This is a genomic window from Kitasatospora sp. NPDC101176, assembly GCF_044768035.1.
Taxonomy (GTDB): domain Bacteria; phylum Actinomycetota; class Actinomycetes; order Streptomycetales; family Streptomycetaceae; genus Kitasatospora.
Map to the genome: position 1 here is coordinate 11,909 of NZ_JBIWPA010000032.1, position 26,505 is coordinate 38,413.

General features: G+C 72.6%; 22 protein-coding genes. 15 read left to right on the forward strand and 7 right to left on the reverse strand.

Translation table 11 applies throughout. The features are described 5' to 3' along the window. Positions 1-124: 124 nt before the first annotated feature. From ACIRS1_RS31310 to ACIRS1_RS31380, 15 genes are all read left to right on the forward strand, one after another. On the forward strand, positions 125-397 hold the full coding sequence (locus tag ACIRS1_RS31310; RefSeq protein WP_360212470.1) for an HGxxPAAW family protein: 273 nt from the start codon (positions 125-127) through the stop codon (positions 395-397). Between the two features lie 88 nt (positions 398-485). Next, positions 486-926 carry a DUF2752 domain-containing protein gene (locus tag ACIRS1_RS31315; protein WP_360212468.1) on the forward strand — a complete coding sequence of 147 codons (441 nt, stop codon included), beginning with the start codon at positions 486-488 and terminating at the stop codon, positions 924-926. 351 nt (positions 927-1,277) lie between these two features. Further along, entirely contained in the window at positions 1,278-2,084 is an 807-nt protein-coding gene (gene trpC / locus ACIRS1_RS31320) for an indole-3-glycerol phosphate synthase TrpC (protein WP_360212466.1), read from the forward strand. A gap of 9 nt (positions 2,085-2,093) precedes the next feature. Continuing rightward, positions 2,094-2,282, forward strand: a complete 189-nt coding sequence (trpM, locus tag ACIRS1_RS31325; RefSeq protein WP_387898528.1) for a tryptophan biosynthesis modulator TrpM — start codon at positions 2,094-2,096, stop codon at positions 2,280-2,282. Positions 2,283-2,293: 11 nt separating this feature from the next. Further along, a complete protein-coding gene (gene trpB, locus ACIRS1_RS31330; protein ID WP_396317934.1) occupies positions 2,294-3,577 on the forward strand; it encodes a tryptophan synthase subunit beta in 1,284 nt (427 codons plus the stop codon). Positions 3,578-3,579: 2 nt separating this feature from the next. Further along, positions 3,580-4,389: a tryptophan synthase subunit alpha gene (trpA, locus tag ACIRS1_RS31335; RefSeq protein WP_360212463.1), complete on the forward strand. Its 810-nt coding sequence runs from the start codon at positions 3,580-3,582 to the stop codon at positions 4,387-4,389. A 246-nt stretch (positions 4,390-4,635) separates the two neighbouring features. Further along, a complete protein-coding gene (locus ACIRS1_RS31340; protein ID WP_402845540.1) occupies positions 4,636-4,887 on the forward strand; it encodes a hypothetical protein in 252 nt (83 codons plus the stop codon). Positions 4,888-5,049: 162 nt separating this feature from the next. Beyond that, a complete protein-coding gene (locus ACIRS1_RS31345) occupies positions 5,050-5,568 on the forward strand; it encodes a MauE/DoxX family redox-associated membrane protein (RefSeq protein ID WP_402845542.1) in 519 nt (172 codons plus the stop codon). Between the two features lie 67 nt (positions 5,569-5,635). Further along, positions 5,636-6,499 carry a DsbA family protein gene (locus ACIRS1_RS31350; RefSeq protein WP_402845544.1) on the forward strand — a complete coding sequence of 288 codons (864 nt, stop codon included), beginning with the start codon at positions 5,636-5,638 and terminating at the stop codon, positions 6,497-6,499. Positions 6,500-6,692: 193 nt separating this feature from the next. Further along, a complete protein-coding gene (gene lgt / locus ACIRS1_RS31355; protein ID WP_402845546.1) occupies positions 6,693-7,721 on the forward strand; it encodes a prolipoprotein diacylglyceryl transferase in 1,029 nt (342 codons plus the stop codon). Between the two features lie 160 nt (positions 7,722-7,881). Beyond that, positions 7,882-8,604, forward strand: coding sequence for a VIT1/CCC1 transporter family protein (locus tag ACIRS1_RS31360; RefSeq protein ID WP_360212499.1), 723 nt, complete (start codon positions 7,882-7,884; stop codon positions 8,602-8,604). 495 nt (positions 8,605-9,099) lie between these two features. After that, on the forward strand, positions 9,100-13,701 hold the full coding sequence (gltB, locus tag ACIRS1_RS31365) for a glutamate synthase large subunit (protein WP_402845618.1): 4,602 nt from the start codon (positions 9,100-9,102) through the stop codon (positions 13,699-13,701). Further along, entirely contained in the window at positions 13,694-15,154 is a 1,461-nt protein-coding gene (locus ACIRS1_RS31370; RefSeq protein ID WP_360212454.1) for a glutamate synthase subunit beta, read from the forward strand. The genes gltB and ACIRS1_RS31370 overlap by 8 nt, the downstream gene beginning before the upstream one ends. 526 nt (positions 15,155-15,680) lie before the next feature. Then, the gene (locus tag ACIRS1_RS31375; protein WP_402845548.1) at positions 15,681-16,547 is read left to right on the forward strand and encodes a helix-turn-helix domain-containing protein; all 867 of its coding nucleotides are present in this window, start codon (positions 15,681-15,683) and stop codon (positions 16,545-16,547) included. Between the two features lie 84 nt (positions 16,548-16,631). Beyond that, positions 16,632-18,089, forward strand: coding sequence for an aldehyde dehydrogenase family protein (locus ACIRS1_RS31380; RefSeq protein ID WP_402845550.1), 1,458 nt, complete (start codon positions 16,632-16,634; stop codon positions 18,087-18,089). Between the two features lie 128 nt (positions 18,090-18,217). On the opposite strand, the gene ACIRS1_RS31385 is transcribed toward ACIRS1_RS31380, so the two are convergent. The 7 genes from ACIRS1_RS31385 to ACIRS1_RS31415 form a co-directional block, all read right to left on the reverse strand. Next, entirely contained in the window at positions 18,218-19,150 is a 933-nt protein-coding gene (locus tag ACIRS1_RS31385) for an AraC family transcriptional regulator (protein ID WP_387898543.1), read from the reverse strand. An 18-nt stretch (positions 19,151-19,168) separates the two neighbouring features. After that, positions 19,169-20,095, reverse strand: a complete 927-nt coding sequence (locus ACIRS1_RS31390; RefSeq protein WP_402845552.1) for an NADP-dependent oxidoreductase — start codon at positions 20,093-20,095, stop codon at positions 19,169-19,171. A gap of 156 nt (positions 20,096-20,251) precedes the next feature. Then, positions 20,252-20,821, reverse strand: a complete 570-nt coding sequence (locus ACIRS1_RS31395) for a Uma2 family endonuclease (RefSeq protein WP_402845554.1) — start codon at positions 20,819-20,821, stop codon at positions 20,252-20,254. An 88-nt stretch (positions 20,822-20,909) separates the two neighbouring features. Beyond that, positions 20,910-22,742, reverse strand: coding sequence for a bifunctional metallophosphatase/5'-nucleotidase (locus tag ACIRS1_RS31400; RefSeq protein ID WP_402845555.1), 1,833 nt, complete (start codon positions 22,740-22,742; stop codon positions 20,910-20,912). Between the two features lie 282 nt (positions 22,743-23,024). Then, the gene (locus tag ACIRS1_RS31405; protein WP_402845557.1) at positions 23,025-23,636 is read right to left on the reverse strand and encodes a hypothetical protein; all 612 of its coding nucleotides are present in this window, start codon (positions 23,634-23,636) and stop codon (positions 23,025-23,027) included. Then, the gene (locus ACIRS1_RS31410) at positions 23,623-25,266 is read right to left on the reverse strand and encodes a VWA domain-containing protein (RefSeq protein ID WP_402845559.1); all 1,644 of its coding nucleotides are present in this window, start codon (positions 25,264-25,266) and stop codon (positions 23,623-23,625) included. Before ACIRS1_RS31410 ends, ACIRS1_RS31405 begins: the two co-directional genes overlap by 14 nt. Positions 25,267-25,274: 8 nt before the next feature. Then, positions 25,275-26,354 (reverse strand): hypothetical protein, encoded by a 1,080-nt coding sequence (locus ACIRS1_RS31415; protein WP_360212437.1) that lies wholly within the window; start codon positions 26,352-26,354, stop codon positions 25,275-25,277. Positions 26,355-26,505: the final 151 nt, after the last annotated feature.

The window sequence follows — 26,505 nt, forward strand, 5'->3', positions numbered from 1 at the left end:
GTGACGCGATAGACCCGGCACCCGCTTTGGGGAGCCGGTGTGTGGCCCGGCACAATGGAGGTCGTCAACCCGCCGGCGGCCCCGCAGGCCCGGCCGGGCCCCGAGAGGCTAGGAGCACCATCAGATGGCAGCAGCAGCACACGGTCACACCCCCGCCGCCTGGACCGGCGTGACCATCTCCTTCATCGGCTCCGGGATCGCGGGGGTCGCGATGATCCTCCCGTCGGTGCTGCTGGTCTGGGCCGGCCTGGCGGTCGTCCTGGCCGGTGGCGTGGTCGGCAAGGCCATGTCGATGGCGGGCATGGGCAAGCAGCCCAGCACCAACGTCTACGCCTCGCGCGAGGAGCAGGCCGAGGCCCACGCGGCCCGCGCCGCCCTCGCCGCCGCCACCGCCTGACGACGGACCTTCCGCGGACGACGGAACGGCGGGCGCGGCGCGCCCGCCGTTCCGTTCCGTCCGGGCCCGACACGGGCACAATCGGGGCGTGAACGCCGCCCCCACCGCCTCCGCCCCGCCGCCCGTCCTGCGCCGGCTGGGCCCGCCGCTGGCCGCGCTGGCGGCGGTGGCCGTCCCCACCGCCTTCGTCGCCGTGGTGGACCCGAACTCCCCCGGGCACTACCCCGACTGCCCGTTCCTGACCGCCACCGGCTGGTGGTGCCCCGGCTGCGGGGGGCTGCGCTGCGTGCACGCGCTGACCCACGGCGACCTGACCGGAGCCCTGCACGACAACGCGGTGGCCGTGCTGCTCCTCGGCGTGCTGGCGCTGCTCTGGCTGCGCTGGGGCTGGGCCGCGCTGACCGGCGGCCCGCGCCCCCGGCTCGTGGTCGGCGGCCGGCGCTGGGTGCTGATCGCGCTGCTGGTCCTGGTGTTCACCGTGGTGCGCAACCTGCCGGTCGGCGCGGGACTGGCCCCGCCGCTGGTCTGAGCGGGCGGGCACCGGTCCACATGGTGGGCCGGTGATCGGTCCACTCGATCCACCGGGGGCTTCGAGGACCGGTGGACGTCCGGTGAAACCGCAGTTGAGAGCCGCTCCAGGGGGCGTCCGGTCCGCGAGACGCGCCCCGGGCGGATGCGCCCCGCGCCCCCCGGTGCCGATACCATCGAAGAGCCACCGGGTCCGTCCCGGTCGGCTCGTCGCTAGCGAACTAGCAGAAATGATGGGGGCACTTCGCGTGAGCGAGCGATGGGGGTACCTCCAGCCGCAGGCTGGGGGAGAGCGAACCATTGACAGGTGCGTGTTGCGCGCAGCGCCTGCCGAGCGAAGCGAGGTGGGCGCATGAGTGTGCTCGACACGATCATCGAGGGGGTCCGCGAGGACCTCGCCGAACGCCAGGCCCGGGTCTCCCTGGACGAGCTCAAGGAGCGCGCCGCCAAGGCCCCCGAGGCCAAGGACGGCGTCGCCGCCCTGAAGGGCGACGGGGTCCGGGTGATCTGCGAGGTGAAGCGCTCCAGCCCGTCCAAGGGCGCGCTGGCCGCGATCGCCGACCCGGCCGCACTGGCGGGCGACTACGCGGCCGGCGGAGCCGCCGCGATCAGCGTGCTGACCGAGCAGCGCCGCTTCGGCGGGTCGCTGGCCGACCTGGACGCCGTCCGCGCCGCGGTGGACACCCCGCTGCTGCGCAAGGACTTCATCGTCACCGCGTACCAGCTGTGGGAGGCCCGGGCGCACGGCGCCGACCTCGCGCTGCTGATCGTCGCCGCCCTCGAGCAGCCGGCCCTGGTGTCGCTGATCGAGCGCGCCGAGTCGATCGGCCTCACCCCGCTGGTCGAGGTGCACGACGAGGAGGAGATCAAGCGCGCGGTGGACGCCGGGGCGCGGATCATCGGCGTCAACGCCCGCAACCTCAAGACCCTCGAGGTGGACCGCAACACCTTCGGCAACGTGGTCCACGCCATCCCGGACAGCGTCGTCAAGGTCGCCGAGTCCGGCGTGCGCGGCCCGCTGGACGTGATCTCCTACGCCAACCTGGGCGCCGACGCGGTGCTCGTGGGCGAGTCCCTGGTGACCGGCAAGGACCCGCGCGCCGCGGTCGCCGACCTGGTCGCCGCCGGGGCCCACCCCGCCGTCCGGCACAAGGACTGACCGGCCGACATGAAGATCGCCACCCGCCTCGCCCCCGGTTGCCGCCCGCGCGGCTGCCGCGCGCCCGCACGCCGGGTGCTGGGGCGGCGGGTGCGGTACGTGATCGGCTGCGAGCCCGGGCAGGTGCCGGGCCGCCGATGGCGGCTGACGTTCGGCCGGTCCCGGCCAGAAGACGTCACTGTCGTCATCTCCCCCTAAGGACTTCCACCATGTCCGACAAGTCCGCGAAGGACTACCTCCCCGGCGCCCAGGTGCCGGACGCCCGGGGCTACTTCGGCGCCTACGGCGGCCGTTTCATCCCGGAGGCGCTGGTCGCCGCCGTCGAGCAGGTCGCCGAGGAGTACGAGAAGGCCAAGTCCGACCCGGCCTTCACCGCCGAGCTGGACGCCCTGCTCAAGGACTACACCGGCCGGCCGAGCCCGCTGACCGACGTGCACCGCTTCTCCGCCGAGGCGGGCGGCGCGCGCGTCCTGCTCAAGCGCGAGGACCTCAACCACACCGGCTCGCACAAGATCAACAACGTGCTGGGCCAGGCCCTCCTCACCCGGCGGATGGGCAAGACCCGGATCATCGCCGAGACCGGCGCCGGCCAGCACGGCGTGGCCACCGCCACCGCCTGCGCGCTGTTCGGCTTCGACTGCACCATCTACATGGGCGAGGTCGACACCCAGCGCCAGGCGCTGAACGTCGCCCGGATGCGGATGCTGGGCGCCGAGGTGGTGTCCGTCACCTCCGGCAGCCGCACCCTCAAGGACGCCATCAACGAGGCGTTCCGCGACTGGGTCGCCAACGTGGACTCCACCCACTACCTGTTCGGCACCGTCGCCGGCCCGCACCCCTTCCCGATGATGGTCCGCGACTTCCACCGGGTCATCGGCGTCGAGGCGCGCCAGCAGGTCCTCGACCGCACCGGGCGGCTGCCCGACGCCGTCGTCGCCTGCGTCGGCGGCGGCTCCAACGCGATGGGCATCTTCCACGAGTTCATCCCCGACGCCGGCGTGCGCCTGATCGGCTGCGAGGCCGCCGGCGAGGGCGCCGAGACCCCCCGGCACGCCGCCACCCTCACCAAGGGCGACCCCGGCGTGCTGCACGGCTCGCGCACCTACGTCCTGCAGGACGAGGACGGCCAGACCATCGAGTCGCACTCCATCTCGGCCGGCCTCGACTACCCGGGCGTCGGCCCGGAGCACGCCTGGCTGAAGGACTCCGGCCGGGCCGAGTACCGCCCCGTCACCGACGACGCCGCCATGCAGGCGCTGCGGCTGCTGTCCCGCACCGAGGGCATCATCCCGGCCATCGAGAGCGCCCACGCGCTCGCCGGGGCCCTCGAACTGGGCCGTGAACTCGGGCCCGAGGCCACCATCCTGGTCTCGCTCTCCGGGCGCGGCGACAAGGACATGCACACCGCGGCCGAGTACTTCGGCCTGTACGACGAGCCGGCCGGCGACGCGGCCCACGACTCGGCCCACGACTCGGCCCACGGGGGTAAGTGACCATGGCATCGAAGCTCAGCGGCATCCTGGCCGCCGCCAAGGCGGAGAACCGCGCCGCGCTGATCGGCTACCTGCCGGCCGGCTTCCCGACCGTCGACGGCGGCATCCGGGCGGTCAACGCCCTGATCGAGGGCGGCTGCGACGTCGTCGAGGTCGGCCTGCCGCACTCCGACCCGGTCCTGGACGGCGCCGTCATCCAGACCGCCGACGACATCGCGCTGCGCGGCGGCGTGCGGATCAAGGACGTGCTGCGCACCGTCCAGGAGGTCGCCACCGCGCACCCCGAGGCGGCGGTGCTGGTGATGACGTACTGGAACCCGGTCGAGCGCTACGGCACCGCGCGCTTCGCCGCCGACCTCGCCGCCGCGGGCGGCGTCGGCTGCATCCTGCCCGACCTGCCGGTCGAGGAGTCCGAGGAGTGGCGCAAGGCGGCGGAGGAGCACGGCCTGGACACCGTGTTCGTGGTCGCCCCGAGCAGCAAGGACCACCGCCTGGCCGAGGTCACCGCGGCCGGCAGCGGCTTCGTCTACGCCGCCGCCGTGATGGGCGTGACCGGCACCCGCACCCAGGTCGGCTCGCTCGCCGAGGACCTGGTCGCCCGCACCCGGGCCACCACCGACCTCCCGGTCTGCGTGGGCCTCGGGGTCTCCACCGCGGAGCAGGCCGCCGAGGTGGCGGGCTTCGCGGACGGCGTGATCGTGGGCTCCGCGTTCGTGAAGCGGATCCTGGAGGCCGGGGACGACGAGGCGGCCGCGCTGGACGCGGTGCGCGCCGTCGCCGGCGACCTGGCGGCGGGCGTCCGCCGGCGCTGACCCGCACCCGTACCACCCGACGGCCCGCCACCCCCCTCGCGCAGGGGGGTGGCGGGCCGTCGCCCTTCGTGGCCCGCACCCGGACCGCCCGGGGGACGGGTGGCGGGCGTGCGGCGCAGCGGTGCGGCCCCGAACGGGTGAACAGCGCCGGGGACACGCATCAGGCGGGGTTGACCGGCGTTGAGTGGAGGGACGAGTGCACGGGCGACGTGCACGAGGTCGCCGAGCGAACGAAGGGGTGAGCCGGTGCCGGGTCTCCATCGGGCCGTTCTGCTGCGCGCGGCGGCCGCCGCGCTGGCCCTCGGCGCCGCCGTCGGGGCGCACACCGAGGTGGGGCAGGCGCTGGCCAAGCGCGGCGCCGAACGGGCCGTGCGGGACGCGCACGCCTGCGCCGAGGCGGCCCGGTGGGACGCCGCCGAACGGGCCGCCCGCCCGCACCACGCGGGCCGGGCCGACCCGACCGGCCCGGGCCGCCCGCCCGGCTGCCACCGGCTCTGAGGCGCGCCGGGCGCCGCCGGAGGGGGAACGGGTGTTCGTCGAATACGGACACACCGTCATCAGCCGTCACTCGTCCGGCTTAATTCCTGAATATGGAGGAACCACCCCTCGTCCCTTACGGTTCGTCAGGAAGTGAACGAGTTTCCCAAGGGGGGTTCCCTGATGGCCGGCCCGGCAACGCAGCCCGGCGACTCGGCGCCCGCACCGGCGGTGCGGCCGTCGGATCCGGCCTGGAGCCTGTGGCTGGGCACCGCCGCCAGGCTCGGCCTCGCGGTGGTCTGGGGCTGGGCGGGCCTCGCCAAGATCGCCGACCCGGCGGAGGCCGCCCAGGCCGTCCGCGCCTACGAGATCCTGCCCGAAGGCCTGGTCAAACCGGTCGGCTACGCCCTGCCCTTCCTGGAGCTGGCGCTCGCCCTGCTGCTGGTGATCGGCCTCGGCGTGCGGATCGTCGCCGGCGTCTCCGCGGTGCTGCTGCTCGCCTTCATCGCCGGGATCGCCTCCGCCTGGGCGCGCGGCATCTCGATCGACTGCGGCTGCTTCGGCGGCGGCGGGCACGTCGACGCCTCGCAGACCGAGTACCTGCAGGAGATCCTGCGCGACACCGGCTTCCTGCTGCTCGCCGGGTGGCTGCTGTGGCGGCCCCGCACCAAGTTCTCGGCGGACGGCTGGCTCGCGAGCTGACCGGCCGGCCCGCCGCACCCCGACCACCCCACCCCACGAAGGCCCTCCGACTGTGGATGTCAAGGCAATGAGCGAGAAGAACCGAGAAGGCAAGCGCACCGCCCGCGAGCGGATGCAGGCGCAGCGGGCGGCCGAGGAGGCCGCGTCCCGGCGGAAGAAGAAGCTGATCGTGGGCGGCGTGGTGCTCGCGGTGATCGCCGCCGCCGTGGTCACCGGCGTCGTGGTGCAGAACCAGCGCTCCAAGCCGGAGACCCCGACGGCCGCCCCCGCCGGGACCATCGGCGACAAGAACCTGGTCATCCCGGTCGGCTCGGCCAACGCCCCGTCCGTCCTCACCGTCTACGAGGACCCGCGCTGCCCGGCCTGCGGCATCTTCGAGCGCGAGTTCTCGCCGACCGTCGACCAGCTCGAGGACGCCGGCAAGATCTCCACCAACTACCACATCGTGTCGTTCATCGACCGGGCCGTCCCCGGCAAGGGCTCCAAGACCGCGGCCAACGCGCTGGCCTGCGCCCAGGACGCCGGGCACTTCCGGGACTACCACGACGTGCTCTACCGCAACCAGCCGGACGAGACCAGCGACGCCTTCGGGGACAAGGCCGTCCTGCTCAACCTCGCCAAGCAGGTCAACGGCCTCGACACCCCCGCCTTCCAGGCCTGCGTCAACGACAACAAGTTCGGCGGGTGGGTCTCCTCGGTGCAGCAGGACTTCGACAAGTCCAGCTACAAGTCGACCCCGACCGTGCTGCTCAACGGCCAGCCGATCTACCCCAAGAACGGCTCCGAGGAGATCACCCCGGCCAACCTGATGAAGTGGGTCGACGCCGCCAACCAGGGCAAGCAGCTCGGCACCCCCGGCTCCAACGGGCAGACGCCGGCGCCGACCAGCACCGCGTCGGAGGCCAACAACCCGTCCCCCAACGCCGGCTGAGTTCCGGAGCCGGTCCGGCCGCTCCCGCCCGGGCGCACCGGATCCACCGGACGGGCTCCACCCCGCCGGGCGCCGCCGCCGCTCCCTCCCCGTCCGGAGGGGGCGGCGGCGGCGTCGCGCGGCCCGTTGTTCGGTTTCTGTGACCCCGGGGGTGTCCGGCGGGGGCCGCGGACCCTGTAGCGTCGGAACCGCCATGGATATCGCCTACATTCCCAGCCCGTCGCGGGGCGTCCTGTACCTCGGACCCGTCCCGCTGCGCGCCTACGCCTTCTGCATCATCCTCGGTGTCGTCGTGGCCGTCTGGCTCGGCAGCAAGCGCTGGGTCGCCCGGGGCGGTGCCAAGCACACGGTCGGCGACATCGCCGTCTGGGCCGTGCCCTTCGGCCTGGTCGGCGGCCGGCTCTACCACGTGATCACCGACCACCAGCTGTACTTCGACGAGGGCAGGAACCCCTGGAACGCCTTCAAGATCTGGGAGGGCGGCCTCGGGATCTGGGGCGCGATCGCGCTGGGCGCGGTCGGCGCCTGGATCGGCGCCCGCCGCCGGGGCGTGCCGCTGCCCGCCTACGCCGACGCCATCGCGCCGGGCATCGCGCTCGCGCAGGCGCTGGGCCGCTGGGGCAACTACTTCAACCAGGAGCTGTACGGCCGCCCGACCACGCTGCCGTGGGGCCTGGAGATCGACAAGACGCTGCCCGGCGGTGAGGTCGTCAAGGGCGTCTACCACCCGACCTTCCTCTACGAGTCGATCTGGTGCGTCGCCGTCGCGCTGCTGGTGATCTGGGCGGACCGCCGCTTCACCCTGGGCCACGGCCGGGCGTTCGCGCTGTACGTGGCCGCGTACACGGTGGGCCGGTTCTGGACGGAGTGGCTGCGGATCGACGAGGCGCACGTCTACTTCGGCCTGCGGCTGAACGACTGGACCTCGATCCTGGTGTTCCTGGGCGCCGTGGCGTACCTGGTGATCGTCGGGAAGAAGCGGCCCGGCCGGGAGGACCCGGCCACCATCGACCCCGCCGCGCACGAGTCGGAGCCGGAGGCCGCCGAGGCCGCGGCCGTGGCCGGCAAGGCCCGCACCGGGGCGGACGAGGAGCCGGCCGACCGGGCGCCGGAGGGTGCCGCCGGGAGGAAACCGTCCCGGTCCGTGGACGGCGAGGAGGCCGGGGAACCGGCCGCCGGAGCCGCCGACGCCACCGGCAAGGACGCCAAGAACCTGACCTGACCTGGGACTTCACCCCGGACCGGCCGCCCCCGCGATGCTCGCGGTGGGCGGCCGTCGCGGTGTTCGGACAGCCTTACTTTGCTGGAAGTGCCCAGGTCAGGGCGGCTACGTTCAAGGCAGACGAATTGAACGGAGGGGAACGACCGTGAGCGCGACCACCCTGGAGCCCGAGGCCGGGCAGCACCCCCGCATACCCGCGGCGGACCACCACCGGGACGTGAACGGCGGCTGGCTGCGGCCCGCCGTGTTCGGCGCGATGGACGGCCTGGTCTCCAACTTCGCCCTGATGACCGGTGTGGTCGGCGGCGCGGCGTCCAACGGCACGGTCGTGCTGACCGGGCTCGCCGGGCTGGCGGCCGGTGCCTGCTCGATGGCGGCGGGGGAGTACACCTCGGTCGCCTCGCAGGCCGAGCTGGTCCAGGCGGAGATCGAGGTCGAGCGGCTGGAGCTGAGCCGCAACCCGCACGGCGAGCTGGCCGAGCTGGCGCAGCTGTACGTCTCCCGCGGGGTGGAGCCGGAGCTGGCCCACGAGGTCGCCCGGCAGCTGTCGGCCAATCCGGACCAGGCCCTGGAGGTCCACGCCCGGGAGGAGCTGGGCGTCGACCCCAACGACCTGCCGTCGCCGTGGGTGGCCGCCGGGTCCTCGTTCGTCTGCTTCGCGGTGGGTGCGCTGCTGCCGCTGCTGCCGTACCTGCTGGGGGCGACCTCGCTGGTGCCCGCGCTGCTGCTGTCGGCGGCGGGGCTGTTCCTGTGCGGCGCGGTGGTGGCCCGGGTGACGGCGCGCAGCTGGTGGTTCAGCGGGCTGCGGCAGCTGGTGCTGGGCGGGGCGGCGGCCGGGGTGACGTACCTGCTGGGGTGGCTGATCGGCGGCCACGTCGGCTGACCGGGCGGGCCCGCCGACCGGACAGCCGGGCCGGAGGGCGGGCCGGAGGGCGGGCCGGAGGTGGTGGGGGAGCGCTGTGCGATGCCACAGCGGAGTGCATGACTATGCTGGTCAATGCGTGACGTTCCACACATGGATCCCCGGTACCGCCTGGCCTAGTCTCATCATCCGAGCTCAGGAACCGTGGATTCGCATCCGCGGGCAGAGCCTCGGGATGGAATCGCAGGACGCCATGATCGTCCTGTGTGGCGATCGGGTTTCGCCCCTGTTTCAGGCGGCCGACCGCCGGGCACAATCGTCGGGACGTGCACCGTGGCACGTCCCCCCATTGCCCCCTTGACCTGCGGATCCGTCCGCCATGTGGACCGGATATTCCACTTCCCGGGATCTTGGGCATCATGTAACTTGCACGAAATCGCATCAGGGCCAGCGTCGTCCCTCCTTGCACCACACCGCCGAAAGACGACGACGGGAGAGCCGATGCTGTCTGCATCCATGCACTCCGCCAACGAGCCCCAGGCCGGCGCCTCCCGCCGGCCGTACGCGCTCGTTCCGGATGCGCGACCTACCGCTCAGGGCCTGTACGACCCGCGAAACGAGCACGACGCCTGCGGCGTCGGTTTCGTCGCCACGCTGACCGGCATCGCCGACCACACCATCGTCGAGCAGGCGCTGACCGTCCTGCGCAACCTGGAGCACCGCGGCGCCACCGGCGCCGAGCCCGACTCCGGCGACGGCGCGGGCATCCTCACCCAGGTCCCGGACGCCTTCCTGCGCGGCAAGGTCGACTTCGACCTCCCCGCCGCCGGCGCCTACGCCGTCGGCATCGCCTTCCTGCCCGACCAGGACGACGAGGCCGCCGCCGCCGTCGCGCAGATCGAGGGCATCGCCGCCGAGGAGGGCTTCACCGTCCTCGGCTGGCGCGACGTCCCGGTCACCCCCGACCTGCTCGGCGCCACCGCCCGTTCGGTCATGCCCCGCTTCCGGCAGCTCTTCCTCGGCAAGGACGGCCAGGCCGGCATCGAGCTGGACCGCACCGCCTTCGTCGTCCGCAAGCGCGCCGAGCGCGAGGCCGGGGTCTACTTCCCGTCGCTGTCCGCGCGCACCATCGTCTACAAGGGCATGCTGACCACCGGCCAGCTGGAGCCCTTCTTCCCCGACCTGTCGGACCGCTCCTACGCCTCCGCCATCGGCCTGGTGCACTCGCGCTTCTCCACCAACACCTTCCCGAGCTGGCCGCTCGCCCACCCGTACCGCTTCGTCGCCCACAACGGCGAGATCAACACGGTCAAGGGCAACCGCAACTGGATGAGCGCCCGCGAGTCCCAGCTCGCCACCGACCTGATCCCCGCCAACAACAAGGGGCAGGGCCTGGAGCGGATCTTCCCGGTCTGCACCCCGGACCACTCCGACTCGGCCTCCTTCGACGAGGTCCTGGAGCTGCTCCACCTCGGCGGCCGCTCGCTCCCGCACTCGGTGCTGATGATGATCCCGGAGGCGTGGGAGAACCACGCCACCATGGACCCGGCCCGCCGCGCGTTCTACCAGTACCACTCCAACCTGATGGAGCCCTGGGACGGCCCGGCCTGCGTCACCTTCACCGACGGCACCCAGGTCGGCGCCGTGCTCGACCGCAACGGCCTGCGCCCGGCCCGCTACTGGATCACCGAGGACGGCCTGGTCGTCCTCTCCTCCGAGGTCGGCGTGCTCGACATCGAGCAGGAGAAGGTCGCCAAGAAGGGCCGCCTGCAGCCCGGCCGGATGTTCCTCGTCGACACCGCCGAGGGCCGCATCGTCGAGGACGAGGAGATCAAGTCCGCCCTCGCCGCCGAGCACCCCTACGCGGACTGGGTCGCCGCCGGGCAGATCCAGCTCGCCAAGCTGCCCGAGCGCGAGCACATCGCCCACACCCACGCCTCGGTCACCCGCCGCCAGCAGACCTTCGGGTACACCGAGGAGGAGCTGCGCGTCATCCTCGCGCCGATGGCCAAGACCGGCGCCGAGGCGCTCGGATCGATGGGCACCGACTCGCCGATCGCCGCGCTCAGCGAGAAGCCCCGTCTGCTCTTCGACTACTTCGTCCAGCTCTTCGCACAGGTCACCAACCCGCCGCTGGACGCCATCCGCGAGGAGCTCGTCACCTCGCTGCTCAGCAACCTCGGCCCCGAGGGCAACCTGCTGGCCGCCGAGGCCGCCTCCTGCCGCTCCGTCGGCATCACCTTCCCGGTGATCGACAACGACGAGCTGGCCAAGCTCGTCCACATCAACGCCGACGGCGACCAGCCCGGCCTCAAGGCCGTCACGCTCTCCGGCCTGTACAAGGTCGGTGCCGGCGGCGCGGGCCTGGCCGCCCGGCTGACCGCGATCGCCGCCGAGGCCGACGCCGCGATCGCCGACGGCGCCCGGATCATCGTGCTCTCCGACCGGCACTCCGACGCCGAGCACGCCCCGATCCCCTCGCTGCTGCTCACCTCCGCGATCCACCACCACCTCATCCGCACCAAGCAGCGCACCCAGGTGTCGCTGCTGGTCGAGGCCGGTGACGTCCGCGAGGTGCACCACGTCGCGCTGCTGATCGGCTACGGCGCCGGCGCGGTCAACCCGTACCTGGCCATGGAGTCCGTCGAGGACCTCGTCGCCCAGGGCGTGTTCATCCAGGGCGTCGAGCCCGAGAAGGCCATCAAGAACCTGATCAAGGCGCTCGGCAAGGGCGTGCTCAAGGTCATGTCCAAGATGGGCATCTCCACCGTCGCCTCCTACCGCGGCGCCCAGGTCTTCGAGGCCATCGGCCTCTCCCAGGACCTGGTGGCCGGCTACTTCGCCGGCACCACCACCAAGCTCGGCGGCATCGGCCTGGACGAGATCGCCAAGGAGACCGCCGCCCGCCACGCCAAGGCCTACCCGGCCTCCGGCATCCCCGCCGCGCACCGCGCGCTGGAGATCGGCGGCGAGTACCAGTGGCGCCGCGAGGGCGAGCCGCACCTGTTCGACCCGGACACCGTCTTCCGGCTGCAGCACTCCACCCGCAACCGCCGCTACGACATCTTCAAGCAGTACACGGACCGGGTGAACGAGCAGTCCACCCGCCTGATGACGCTGCGCGGCCTGTTCGAGCTGGACGCCCTCGGCCGGACCCCCGTCCCCGTGGAGGAGGTCGAGCCGGTCTCCGCGATCGTCAAGCGCTTCTCCACCGGCGCGATGTCCTACGGCTCCATCTCCCGCGAGGCCCACGAGACCCTCGCCATCGCGATGAACCGCCTCGGCGGCAAGTCCAACACCGGCGAGGGCGGCGAGGACCCGGACCGCCTGTACGACCCCGAGCGCCGCTCGGCGATCAAGCAGGTCGCCTCCGGCCGCTTCGGCGTCACCTCCGAGTACCTCGTCAACGCCGACGACATCCAGATCAAGATGGCCCAGGGCGCCAAGCCCGGCGAGGGCGGCCAGCTGCCCGGCCACAAGGTCTACCCGTGGGTCGCCAAGACCCGGCACTCCACCCCGGGTGTCGGTCTGATCTCGCCGCCGCCGCACCACGACATCTACTCGATCGAGGACCTGGCGCAGCTGATCCACGACCTCAAGAACGCCAACCCGGCGGCCCGCATCCACGTCAAGCTGGTCTCCGAGGTCGGCGTCGGAACGGTCGCCGCGGGCGTCTCCAAGGCGCACGCGGACGTCGTCCTCGTCTCCGGCCACGACGGCGGAACCGGCGCCTCCCCGCTCACCTCGCTCAAGCACGCCGGCGGCCCCTGGGAGCTCGGCCTCGCCGAGACCCAGCAGACCCTGCTGCTCAACGGCCTGCGCGACCGCATCGTCGTGCAGACCGACGGCCAGCTCAAGACCGGCCGCGACGTCGTCATCGCCGCGCTGCTCGGCGCGGAGGAGTTCGGCTTCGCCACCGCCCCGCTGGTCGTCTCGGGCTGCATCATGATGCGCGTCTGCCACCTGGACACCTGCCCGGTCGGCGTCGCCACCCAGAACCCGGTGCTGCGCGAGCGCTTCTCCGGCAAGCCCGAGTTCGTGGTCAACTTCTTCGAGTTCATCGCCGAGGAGGTCCGGGAGATCCTGGCCTCGCTGGGCTTCCGCTCGATCGAGGAGGCCGTCGGCCACGCCGAGCACATCAACGCCCAGGGCGCGATCGACCACTGGAAGGCCGCCGGGCTCGACCTGGCCCCGCTCTTCCACGTCCCCACGCTCCCGGACGGCGCGGCGCGCCACTGCACCACCACCCAGGACCACGCCCTGGACAAGGCCCTGGACAACCAGCTGATCACGCTGGCCGAGGACGCCCTGGAGCGCGGCGACGCCGTCCGCATCCAGCTGCCGATCCGCAACGTCAACCGCACGGTCGGCACCATGCTCGGCCACGAGGTGACCAAGCGCTACCGCGGCGAGGGCCTGCCCGAGGGCACCATCGACGTGACCTTCACCGGCTCCGCCGGCCAGTCCTTCGGCGCCTTCGTGCCGCGCGGCGTGACCCTGCGCCTGGAGGGCGACGCCAACGACTACGTCGGCAAGGGCCTCTCCGGCGGCGTCGTGGTCGTCCGCCCCGCCCGCGACGCCGCGGCCATCGGCAACGACGCCCAGAACCACGTCATCGCCGGCAACACCATCGGCTACGGCGCCACCGCCGGGCGGATCCACCTGCGCGGCAAGGCCGGCGAGCGCTTCGCCGTCCGCAACTCCGGCGCCACCCTGGTCGTCGAGGGCGTCGGCGACCACGGCCTGGAGTACATGACCGGCGGCCGGGTCGTCATCCTCGGCGAGACCGGGCGCAACCTCGCGGCCGGCATGTCCGGCGGCATCGCCTACGTGCTGGACCTGCGCCCCGCGAACGTCAACGACGGGCTCGTGGGCATCGAGGCCCCCGGCGCCGCCGACCGCGAATGGCTGCGCGAGACCGTGCAGCAGCACTACGAGGAGACCGGCTCCACCGTCGCCGCCGAACTCCTGGCCGACTGGGGCGGCGGGGTGTCCCGCTTCTCCAAGATCATGCCGACCGACTACAAGGCAGTGCTCGCCGCCAAGGACGCCGCTGAGCGCGATGGCCTCTCCGAGGCCGAGACCACTCGCAAGATGATGGAGGCGGCTAATGGCTGACCCCAAGGGCTTCCTGACCACGCCCAAGCAGCTGGCCGAGCGCCGTCCCGTGGACGTCCGTCTGCGGGACTGGAACGAGGTCTACGTCGAGCGCAGCCTCCTGCCGATCATCACCAAGCAGGCCGGCCGCTGCATGGACTGCGGCATCCCGTTCTGCCACAACGGCTGCCCGCTCGGGAACCTCATCCCCGAGTGGAACGACCTCGCCTACCGGGACGACTTCGTCGGCGCGATCGAGCGCCTCCACGCGACGAACAACTTCCCGGAGTTCACCGGCCGCCTCTGCCCGGCGCCCTGCGAGTCGGCCTGCGTGCTCGGCATCAACCAGGACGCGGTGACCATCAAGAACGTCGAGGTCACCATCATCGACAAGGCCTGGGACCGGGGCGGCGTCACCCCGCAGGTCCCCGAGCGCCTCTCCGGCAAGACCGTGGCCGTCGTCGGCTCCGGCCCGGCAGGCCTGGCCGCCGCCCAGCAGCTCACCCGGGCCGGGCACACCGTGGTGGTGTACGAGCGCGCCGACCGCATCGGCGGACTGCTGCGCTACGGCATCCCCGAGTTCAAGATGGAGAAGCGCCACATCAACCGCCGCATCGAGCAGATGCGCGCGGAGGGCACCCGCTTCCGCACCGGCGTCCACGTCGGCGAGGACATCACCGGCCAGCAGCTGCGCGAGCGCTTCGACGCCGTCGTCGTCGCCGCCGGCGCCACCACCGCCCGCGACCTGCCCGTCCCCGGGCGCGAGCTCAAGGGCGTCCACCAGGCCATGGAGTACCTGCCGCTGGCCAACAAGGTGCAGGAGGGCGACTTCGTCGAGTCGCCGATCAGCGCCAAGGGCAAGCACGTCGTCGTCATCGGCGGCGGCGACACCGGCGCCGACTGCGTCGGCACCGCCCACCGCCAGGGCGCGGCCTCCGTCACCCAGCTGGAGATCATGCCCCGCCCCGGCGAGGAGCGCCCCGGCCACCAGCCCTGGCCGACCATGCCGATGACCTACAAGGTCACCTCCGCGCACGAGGAGGGCGGCGAGCGGATCTACTCCGTCAACACCACCCGCTTCACCGGCGACGAGGACGGCAACGTCCAGGAGCTCCACCTCGTCGAGGTCGAGTTCAAGGACGGCAGGTTCGAGCCCGTCCCCGGCACCGAGCGGTCCATCCCGGCCCAGCTCGTCACCCTGGCCATGGGCTTCACCGGGACGGACGTGCGCAACGGCCTGGTCGAGCAGCTGGGAGTGGACCTCGACGCGCGCGGTAACATTGGCCGCGACGGCCGGTTCGCCACCAATGTCGATGGCGTGTACGTCTGCGGAGACGCCGGCCGTGGCCAGTCGCTGATCGTCTGGGCCATCGCGGAAGGCCGCTCGGCCGCCGCCGCCGTGGACAAGCACCTCGGAGGCAAGACCCCGCTGCCAGCCCCGATCCGGCCCACCGACCGCCCCCTGGTGGTCTGACGGCCCGACCGGCCATCCGGTCCCGACCGGTCCCCACCCGGTCCCGACCGACCCCCGAACGCCCGGCGCCGCATCGCCGGGAGCTCAACCCGCTGCCCCCGCCAGCGTCGCCGGGCCAACGCGGTCTCCTGGCGCCCGCCCTCTTCCCCGACCAGTTGGAGGGCGGGCGCCGTCGCGTTCCCGCACGCCGGTGCGCGGCGCTGCGCGCCCGGCGGGGTCTGCGCGTTCCGGTGGGTGGCGTCCCCGTACCCGGCAGCGTTCCCGGGTGCCGGTTCCCACCGTTCCGCGCCCGGCGCGCAGCGGACGCAGGGCCCCGCCGCGGGCGCCCCCCGCGAGGCGTCGCGAGCGGCTCCGCCGGTGTCAAGCGGCACCGGCGTTTCCAGGCATTTCCCAGCCACCAGGACTACCGTTGGCGCAGCCCGACGCCGCCCCGGACGGCGTCCCCGGACGGGCTGTTGCTCGTCGGTGCCAGGTGGCAGACTGCCGCCGACGGCCGGGGGGCTGCGCGAGCGCGGAGGTTGAGGCGATGAGCACGACTCAGGCAGGCGGAGGCGCCACGGTACGGCGGCTGATGCTCGGCTCCCAGCTGCGGAAGCTCCGCGAGGCCAGGGGCGTCAGTCGCGAGGAGGCCGGCTACTCGATCCGCGCCTCCGAGTCCAAGATCAGCCGGATGGAGCTCGGCCGGGTCGGCTTCAAGGAACGCGACGTCGCCGACCTGCTCACCCTCTACGGCGTCGACGCCGAACAGGAGCGCGCCACCGTCCTCGGCCTGGTCCGCGACGCCAACGCCACCTCCTGGTGGCACGAGTACGGCGACGTCCTGCCGCCCTGGTTCCAGAACTACGTCGGCCTGGAGGAGGCCGTCGCCGAGATCCGCAGCTACGAGGTCCAGTTCGTCCACGGGCTGCTGCAGACCCCCGACTACGCCCGGGCCGTCATCGCCGCCGGCGGCCACGTCACCGAGCCCGCCGAGATCGAACGCCGGGTCGAGGTCCGGCTCAGGCGCCAGGAACTGCTCACCGGCGACCACGCGCCCCGCCTGCTCGCCGTCCTCGACGAGGCCGCGCTGCGCCGCCCCTGGGGCGGGCCCGATCTGATGCGCAACCAGATCGACCGGCTGCTGGAACTCGGCGAACTCCCCAACGTCCGGCTGCAGGTGCTGCCGCTCGGCTGCGCCGGGCTGAGCGCCGAGGGCGGCGCCTTCACCGTGCTCGGCTTCGCCGAGCCCGAACTCGCCGACGTCGTCTACCTGGAGCAGTTCACCACCGCGCTCTACCTGGACAAACCCGCCGAGGTCAGCGAGTACCGGCACGCCATGGACGGCCTGGCCGCCGACAGCCTCAGCCCGGAACTGACCCGCGAACTCCTGCACTCCGTACGCCAAGAGCTCTGACGCGCACGTACGATGATGCCTCATCAGGTCGGGCCGGAACGGCTCGTCCCCCGGGACACCCCGGACCGGCACGAGGGGCATCAGATGTCGTACTTCTCCGAGTTGGCGCTGCAGTACATCGACGGCGAGTGGCGCAGCGGTACCGGCTCCTGGGACATCGTCGACGTCGACCCCTACACCGGTGACAAGCTCGCCACCATCACCGTCGCCACCGTCGGAGAGGTCGACCGGGCCTACCGCGCCGCCGCCCGGGCCCAGCAGCAGTGGGCCGCGACCAACCCCTACACCCGCCGGCTCGTCTTCGAGCGGGTGCTGCGGCTGCTGGAGGAGCGCGAGGACGCGATCACCCTCGCCATCATGACCGAACTCGGCGGCACCGCCCTCAAGGCCGGCTTCGAGCTCTCCCTCGTCAAGGACGTGCTCCGGGACTGCCTGCAGCTCTCGCTCGGCCTGGAGGGGCGTCTGCTGCCCTCGACCGCGCCGGGCCGGGAGAACCGCCTCCACCGGCTGCCGGTCGGCGTGGTCGGCGTGATCAGCCCGTTCAACTTCCCGCTGTTCCTGGCGATCAAGGCGCTGGCGCCCGCCCTGGCCCTCGGCAACGGCGTCGTGCTCAAGCCGCACCAGGAGACCCCGGTGGTCGGCGGCACCCTGATCGCCAAGCTCTTCGAGGACGCCGGTCTGCCGCCCGGCCTGCTCAACGTCGTGGTCACCGACATCGCCGAGATCGGCGACGCGTTCCTCGAGCACCCGGTGCCCAAGGTCATCTCCTTCACCGGCTCCGACCGGATCGGCCGGCACGTCGCCACCGTCGCCGCCGCGCACTTCAAGCGGACCGTGCTCGAACTCGGCGGCAACAGCGCGCTGATCGTGCTCGACGACGCCGACCTCGACCTCGCCGTGTCCGCCGCCGTGTTCAGCCGCTTCGCCCACCAGGGACAGGTCTGCATGGCCGCCAACCGGATCCTGGTCGACCGCGTCGTCGAGGCCGAGTTCACCGAGAGGTTCGTCGCCAGGGTCGCCGCGCTGACCGTCGGCGACCCCAAGGACCCGGCCACCCAGATCGGCCCGCTGATCAACCCCGTCCAGGCCGACGCCCTCACCGCCCAGGTCGACCAGTCCGTCGCGGCGGGCGCCACCGCCCTGCTGCGCGGCACCACCACCGGAAGCCTGATGGAGCCCGTGGTGCTCACCGGCCTCGCCGCGGACGATCCGATCCTCCGGCGCGAACTCTTCGGCCCCGTCGTCCTCGTGCTGCCCTTCGACGGCGAGGACGAGGCCGTCCGGATCGCCAACGACACCCCCTTCGGGCTCAGCGGCGCCGTGCACACCGCCGACGTCGAGCGCGGCGTGCGGATCGCGCACCGGATCGAGGCCGGCATGGTCCACGTCAACGGGGGCACCATCGCCGACGAGCCCGCGGTGCCGTTCGGCGGGGAGAAGAACTCCGGGGTCGGGCGGCTCAACGGGGAGTCGACGGTGGACGCGTTCACGACCGTGAAGTGGATCTCCGTCCAGCGCGAGCGGGCCGTGTTCCCGTTCTGACGGCTTCGCCGCGGCGCGCGGGCCGGGGGCGGTCGCGTCCGGAGGGGCCGGGTCCGGAGCGTCCGGTCCGGCAGTGGCCCGGGGTGGGTCGGGTCCGGGCCCGCAGCGGCCCGGGGTGCGGGCGGGGGTCAGGCGGCGCGGGCCTCCCGGCGGAAGCCGCCGGGCGCCTGGCCGAACTCCCGCTTGAACGCCTTCGCGAAGGCGTACTCCGAGCCGTACCCCGTCTGCGCCGCCACCGCCGTCAGCGGCGCCTCCGACTCGCGCAGCAGCCGGGCCGCCGTGGTCATCCGCCAGCGGGTCAGGTAGGCCATCGGCGGCTCGCCCACCATCGAGGTGAACCGGCGGGCGAACGCCGCCCGGGACAGCCCCGACCGGTCCGCCAGCGACTCCACCGTCCACGGCGAGGCCGGCGCCTCGTGGATCGCCGCCAGCGCCGGGGCCACCCCGGAGTCCCCGAGCGCGGCCGCCCAGCCCGCCGCCGACGCCGCCGGCTGGTCCTCGAACCAGGCCCGCAGGATGTAGAGCAGCAGCGAGTCGATCAGGGCCGGGACGATCCCCGCCGAGCCGATCCGCGGGTTCTCCAGTTCCGCACCCAACAGCTGGACGGCGGCGGCGAGTTCGGGGTGCCGGCCGTGCCGGGTCGGCAGGTGGATCAGCGCGGGCAGCTGGCGGACCATGGGGTGCGGGCGGCCCTGGTCCAGGTGGTAGTTGCCGCACAGCAGGCTGGTGCGGGCACCGTCGCCGCCCAGGGTCACCGTGCCGATCGGCGCGCTGTCGTCCGCCGGGGCGGACTCGGCGCGCATCGGCGGGGTGTCCGGGTGGTCGGCGAGGACGTGGCCGCGGCCGTCCCGCAGGAATACCACGTCGCCCGGGCTGAGCGCCACCGGCGCGCCGCCGTCCGGGCCCAGGGGGAGCAGCCAGCACGTCCCGTACAGCACCACGTGGAACCCGGCGCCGGCCACCGGCGGCAGTCGCAGGGCCCACGGCGCGCGGCCCTCGGTGCGGACGGAGGCGGGGTGCGCCGTCCGCATCGAGCCCAGTGCCTCGGTCAGGATGTCCAACGCCCGCCCCCTGCGATCTCACTCAACGGTCAGCACGACCTTGCCCTGGACCGTACCCGACGCCACCAGCTCGTGCGCCCGGCCGGCCTCCTCCAGCGGGAAGGTCGCGGCCACGTGCGGGCGGATCCGGCCCCCCTCGACGAGGGCGGCGATCGCCTCCAACGAGGCGTAGTCCGGCTCCACCGAGACGCCCGCGAAGCGCCGCCCGGCGGCCTCGATCGCCGCGGCGAGCTCGGTGTTCCAGTGCTCCATGATGCTCACCAGCACCCCGCCGGGCTTCAGCACCTCAAGGGCGCGGACGTTCTCGGAGGAGGAGTCGAAGACCACGTCGACGTCCGAGACCAGCGCGGTGTAGTCGGCGGTCCGGTAGTCGATCACCTCGTCCGCGCCCAGCTCCCGGAGGAAGCCGTGCTTGGGCTCGCTCGCCAGCGCGATCACGTACGCCCCGCGGGCCTTGGCGATCTGCACGGCGAAGTGGCCGACACCGCCGGCCGCCCGGTGGATCAGCACCCGCGTGCCCGGGCCGACCCCGGCCGCGTCCACCAGGCCCTGCCAGGCCGTCAGCGCCGCCAGCGGCAGCGCCGCCGCCGACACGTGGTCCAGGCCCGCCGGCTTGCGGGCCACCTGGCGCGACGGCACCGCCACGTACTCGGCGTAGCCGGTCGCGGCCCGGGGGAAGAACGGCATCCCGAACACCTCGTCGCCGACCCGGAACCGGGCGCCGGCCCCGGCCTCCTCGACCACCCCGGAGACGTCCCAGCCCACCCCGAACGGCGGCTCGCCCAGCATCGGCAGCAGACCCGAACGCACCGCCACGTCCACCGGGTTCACCCCGCTGGCGCGCACCCGCACCAGCACCTCGCCGGACCGCGGCGTCGGCCGCTCCACCTCGGCGACCTCCAGGACCTCCGGACCGCCGAACGCCTTCTGCACCACCGCACGCATCGAACTCTCCCTACCGGTCACCACCGGCCCCCCGTGGGGCCGTTCTCGATGTCCCCAACGATAGGAAGATCGAACGAGCCGATGAATATCCTCCAGTCTCCGGAAGATGTCCCATCGTCTCGCCGGATGTTCGCTCCGGCGCCATCGGGGCAGCGGTCAGTCGGGATACCGGAGCAAGGCATCGGTCGCCAGCTCGAAACCGAACGGCTCCGGGATCGGCACCAGGTCGCCGAACTTCCCGGTCCACTGCTGGTGGTAGACGCCACCGGAGGGATCCGAGTAGAGCATGATCTCGCCGACGCGCGGGTCGATCACCAGGTACAGCGGGATGTCCATCAACGGGTAGTCGCGGACCTTGCCGACCAGGTCGTTCTCCGGGTTCGAGGGCGAGACGATCTCCACCGCGATCGCGGTCTGCTCGGCAGGCACCTTCGTCCCGCCCGATTCGAGGACGGAGAGGGGGATGTAGGTCAGGTCGGGGTTGCGCAGCTTGCCGACGTTCGGTGACGCGAGGTCGGTGTTCTCGCTCGGCATCATGTCGGCCGGTTCGTGCGCCTCGAACTGCTTGCGCACGAGCAGGAGGTTGCGCTGGTGGATCACCGACGGGCCGGCCATCATGATGATCTCGTCGCCGGAGATCTCGATCTTCCACCCGGCCGGAGGCGTCAGGCTCTGCGCGTACGCCAGCAACCGGGCGTGGCGCTCTGGGATCTGCGACTCGCTCATGGCGCCATTCTTCCACCGTGAACGGACACGAAGGCCGCCGGCGCGGGACGAGCGAGTCCCGCGACGACGGCCTTCGTGGAACGTGCGACTAGAACACCGGCTGGCCGGCGCGGACCAGGCGCCAGGAGTTCGTGAAGAAGTCCGCCGGGTCGATGACGCCCTTGGCCTTCACCCAGGCGATCATCGTGTTGCGGATCTCGTCGGAGTTCGACCAGACCAGCTTCGCCTTCGCCACGTGCGGGAAGTTGCCGCCGCCGTTGGCGCGGTAGTTGTTGACCGCCAGGACGAACTCGGCGGCCGGGTCGATCGGCTTGCCCTGGAACGACAGGTTGACGATCCGCTGGCCCTTCGGCTGCGCGACGTCGATGTCGTAGCTCAGCCCGTAGACCGAGTCGTAGTTGTAGTCCGGCGTGGCCTCCGCGCCGGTCAGCGCGTCCTTGTCGACCGGAGCGCCCGGGGCGAGCTGGTTGTAGTACTTCGCCGAGAACTCCAGGTAGTCCTTCAGCTGCGCACCCGTCAGGACGCGCGCCTCCAGGGTGTTCTCGTAGATGTACAGGCCGGCCGCGTCGCGCAGCTTGACCTGGCCCGCCGGGATCACCGCGGTCCGGTTGAACGGCGCCGCCTGCGCCAGCACCGGCAGGCCGGCGTACTGGCCGCCCGCCAGCGCCGCCTTCACCGCGTCCGCCTGCACCCGGCCGATCAGGTCGATGATCGGGGTCGCCCGGAACCGCGACTCGGCGATCGACAGCTCCGTCCTGCAGGTGCCGATCTGCTGGTTGACGTACGCCACGACCTTCTTGTGCTGCTCGGTGAGCGCGTTGACGATCTCCGGGTCCTCCGGCACGGTGTTGGAGTTCAGCACCCGCGAGGAGACCGAGAGGACCTTCCACGCGCCGTCCGCGAACTCGACCTCGAAGTCGAAGCAGCTCAGCCGCTGGCCCCAGCACAGCGGCTCGGAGAGGACCACGGTCCTGCCGGTCTTCTTGTTGACGATCAGCCGCTGCGCCACCTCCTTGTGGGTGTGGCCCACCAGCACCGCGTCGATGTCGGCGACCGTCTCCGCCATCTCGCCGGAGGCGTCCTCGGGCCAGGGCAGCTGGTCGCCGTAGGTGGTCGCCTCGTCGATGCCGGAGTGCGCCGAGACGACGATCACGTCCGCGCCGGCCGCCTTCATCCGCGGCACGTACTTGGCCGCGGTCTCGACGATGCCCGGGAAGACCATCTGGCCGGAGACGTTGGCCTTGTCCCAGATCGCGATGCCCGGGTTGGTGAGGCCGAGGATGCCGACCTTCAGCGACCGGCCCTCGCCCAGGTGCAGCTCCTTGATGACGTAGGGCTTGAAGGCCGGCTTCTCGTTCTTCGCGTGCAGCGCGTTGGCGCCCAGCAGCGGGAACTCCAGCTGGTCCTCGAAGGCCTTCACGGTGGGGATGCCGTAGTTGAACTCGTGGTTGCCGAGCGCGGCGGCGTCGTAGCCCATGAGGTTCATGGCGACGGCCATCGGGTGGTCGGGCACGTTGTCGCCGTCGGTGGCGATCGGCTCGATCCGGGCGTAGTAGTACGTCAGCTGGGTGCCCTGGATGATGTCACCGGAGTCGATCAGCAGGCAGCGGTCCCAGCCCTTCTCCTCGCGGACCTGGTTGGCCAGGGTGGAGATCTTGGCGAGGCCGACCTCGTTGTGCGCCTTGTCGGCGTAGACGGCGTCGGTGAAGTAGTCCCAGTTGAGCACCCGGCCGTGCAGGTCGGTGGTGCCCATGACGGTGAAGGCCTGCTTGCGGCTCTTGCGCTTGCCCTTGGCGGCCGCCGTGTCCGGCTCGGCGGCCGCGGCGGCGGGGGCGGCGGCGAGGGAGGCTCCACCGACCAGGGCGGCGCCGGCGGCGGTGGCGGCGGACCGGGTGACGAAGTCACGGCGGTTCAGGGGCATGGACGACTCTCCCGGGTGGGAACTGACGGCCGGATGGACCGTCAACTGGCGTGCTGAGGATGTGCGGATGGCGTCCGCGAGTGCATTGACGCGCGTAGAGGGACGCGCGTAGAAGTGTGCCGTGCGGGCCCCGGCGATGGATAGCCCTCCGACGTTTCCAACAGGTGAGATCTTGGCGACTCGTTCGTGACGGCGGTGGGCGAGGGGTGAGGTGGTAAGGGCCGTCACCGGAACGCCCCCGCGTCCCCCGACGCCCCCCCGACGCCCCCTCAGCCCAGCTCGTCAGCCCAGCTCGGCGGAGAGCCGCCGCACCTCGCGGCCCAGCTCCGCCTCCGGATCCGGCCCGTCCGCCCCCGCCCATGGCCGCCAGGCCAGCGCCCGCAGGTAGCCCGCCACCGCCACCGGCAGCCGGAACCGGACGATCCCGTCCGCCACCGGCCCCGGCCCCGCCAACCGCAGCGCCTCCAGCAGCCGGTCCACCCCCGCCGAGGCCGGCAGCGCCACCGTGTCCAGGTACGCCGCCAACGCCACCAGCTCCGGATCCGGCACCGGGGCCGAGACCGGAGCCGGGGCCGATCCGGCGCCGGAGGCCGACACCGCCCCGGAACCCTCCGCCGGCTCCGCGGGTGCCGGCCGCGGCCGCGGTGCCGAGCCCGTCGGCATCGGCGGCACCTTCGGCACCGGAGGCACCGGCGGCACCACCACCCGCCGCGCCCCCGGCGTCAACAGCGCACCCGCCCCGTACAGCCCCGCCACCACCCCCGGCCACCACACCCCGCCCAGCCCCGCGAAGTGCAGCCCCAGCCCCACCGCGCCCGCCCCGCAGCCGACCAGGTTCCGGGTCGACTCCAGGTACGCCAGCGCCCGGCGGAGGAACCCGTCACTGGTAGCCACGGATCTCCTCGAACACCCCGTCCAGCGAACCCGACCCGTCGAACAGCTTCCCGCCGCTCACGTCCGCGATCCCCTGCAACTGGCCCACCGCCGCCTCCCCGAACCTGATCGGGAACACCGGGACCGCCCGCTGCGCCGGCGACAGCCCCGCGTGGAAGCGCTGGAAGTCGTCCGCCGTCGCCCCCTCGTTGCTCTCCCCGTCCGTCATCAGCACGATCGACGTGAACCGGTCGTCCCCCGCCGCCGCCTGCTGCCGCGCGATCACCCGGTACGCCTCCTCCAACGAGGCGTACAGCGCCGTACCCCCCGACGCCGACAACGACTGCACGTCGGCGTCGATCGCCGCCAGCTCCGCCTGCGGACCGGGCTGGCTCCCCGACGCCGGCACCGCGTGCGTCCGCGCCCACTTCACGGTCGACGCGAACGACAGCAGCGTCACCTCCTCGCGGTCCCGGAACCGGCGCACCCCCCGCGTGTCGTCCGCCCCCGTCAACCGGCTCAGCGCCGCCTTCAGCGACGCGATCCGCGGACCCTCCATCGAACCCGAGGTGTCCAGCACGTACACCGTCCGCGACGGCCGCCGCAGCTCGTTCTGGTACGAGGCCAACAGCCCGTCCGCCACCGCCCGGCTCCCCGGGAACGGCAGCTCCCGCCGCCGGTCCGTCGGCAGACCCGCGGCCGGCGCCACCCCCGGCGCCACCGGACGGCGCAGCGTCACCTCGGAGATCCGCTTCTGCACGTCCTCCTTCAGCAGGTACGCCGTCAGCCGCTGGAACGAGTCGCGCTCCCGCTGCGCCGACGAGGACAGCAACGACAGCGGGTAGTCCGCCGACACCACCCCGTCCACCGGCCGGACCACCGTCAGCTGCTGCTCCTTCGGCAGCGACCGGTTCATCGACAACAGCACCGACTCGTAGTTCACCAGCGCCCCCACCTTCCCCGGCTCCGCCCGGGAGTAGGCCTGCGCCAACCACCCCGAGGACCCCGACGTCAGCTTCTGCCCGGCGAAGAACCGCTTCAGCTGCGGCGTGGCCTTCTGCACGTCCGCCTCGCTCAGCGCCGACCCGGCGCCGGAGAACGCCGCCGCCACCGCCACCAGCGTCGAGAAACCCGAGTTCGACCGGGTCGGGTCCGACATCCCGTACGACAGCCGGCCCGCCGCCGCCGCGTCCCCCACCTGCGCCCAGGAGACCTTCGAGCCGTCCCCCCAACCGAGCTCGTCCAGGACCGACGACCGCACCCCCACCGCCACCGGCGACACCATCACCGGCGTCTCCGACAGCACCTTCGACTTCCCGGCGTCGTCCAGCCGCAGGTACTGGTTCGACGGGAACCACACCGCGTCGTACTTGCCGTCCGCCCGGCCCGAGGACACCGCGTCCGCACCGTCCAGCGAACCCGTCCAGGAGAACTGGACCGTCACCCCGGTCGCCTTCCGCGCCTCCTCCAGCACCGGCGCCAGATCCTGCAGCTCGCTGCCGGCCAGCACCCGCAGCACCCCCGGCTGCGCCGTCGCCGCCGGCGGATCGGACGGCTTCGGAGCAGGCGCACGCTCCCCGCCCGAGGACGTGCAGGCGGTGGCCGCCAACAGGGCCGCCACCGCGGCCGCCAACCAACTGCGCCTGTGCATACCGAAGTTCACTGGGCCTTCCCCTTGGCAGCCTTGATCAGCCTGGTCAGGACATCGGGCACCGGCACCGGCGGCTGATTCACCTTCGCCGCCGCCAGGTTCGGCGCCAGCGCCGGGCTCCTGCCCTTCACCAGCGCCGCGAAGGCATCCGGATCGTCCTGCGGACGGAACCCGTACTGCGCCTCCAGGCGGCGCAGCTCGGCGTTGTCGTGCAACTGCGCGGCCAGCTTCCGGCCCGCCGCGGTGCGGCCGACGATCGTGTGGTCGGTGTAGATCGTGGTGTCCGGGTACAGCACCACCATGTCCCCGGTCTGCTCGCCCTTGAGCACCATCGCGGCCGCCTGGGACTCGTAGGCCAGCACCAGCGGGCTCCCCACCCCCGCCAGGAAGGCCTTGAACGGCTCGTCGCTGCTGCTCTTCTGCCCGCCCTGGACGGCCGTGGCCGTCCGCAGCAGGTCCTTCGTCGCGTCGATGCCCGACTGGTCGAACACCACCTGGCGGTTGTTCGCCAGGTACGACAACAGGGCGATGTGCAGCGCCCCCGACGAGGAGGACTCCGGGTCCGTCGTGGTCAGGAACACCGGACCGCGCAGCTCGGCGTGCTCCGCCGAGCCCTTCAGGTCCGACCAGGTGCGGCCCGCCTTCAGTGCGGCCACGTAGGCGTCCATCCGGAACGTCCACAGTCCCGTCGCCTGGTCCAGCGTCGCCAGGTCGTTCTGCTTCAGCACGTCCGCCACCGGGCGGTGCGCGAGGATCACCAGCGGCGAGTAGAACGGCTGGACCGGCACCTCCTTGATCCCCCACTCCTGGCGGAGCTTGTCCGCCGGCGGCTGGCTCGCCGGGAACGCGAAGTCCTTCGCGTCACCGTCCATCAACCAGGACCCGATGCTCTCGGCATTCACCTTCAGACCCTGCCTGGCCAACTCGTCGACCACCCGCTGGTCCTGGAAGAAGTCGCGCTTCTCCGAGCCGATCAGACCGGACACGGTGACCGGATCCCCGCCGCCCGGATCGTCCCCCGGAACCAGCGCGTACGTCACCCCGCCCAGCAGGACCAGCGCCGCCAGCACCCCCACCGCACGTCTCATACCGAACGCTCCCCTCGTCCGTCCCGCCGACCGGGTGGACACCCGGGGGTGACGAGCGTCCCGCCGGGCGGGGAGCGGCGGCCGAAGCGACGGTGAACCGGGAGTGAACACCCCTTCACGGAATCGCATCGGCACGCCCCGCGGCCGGAGC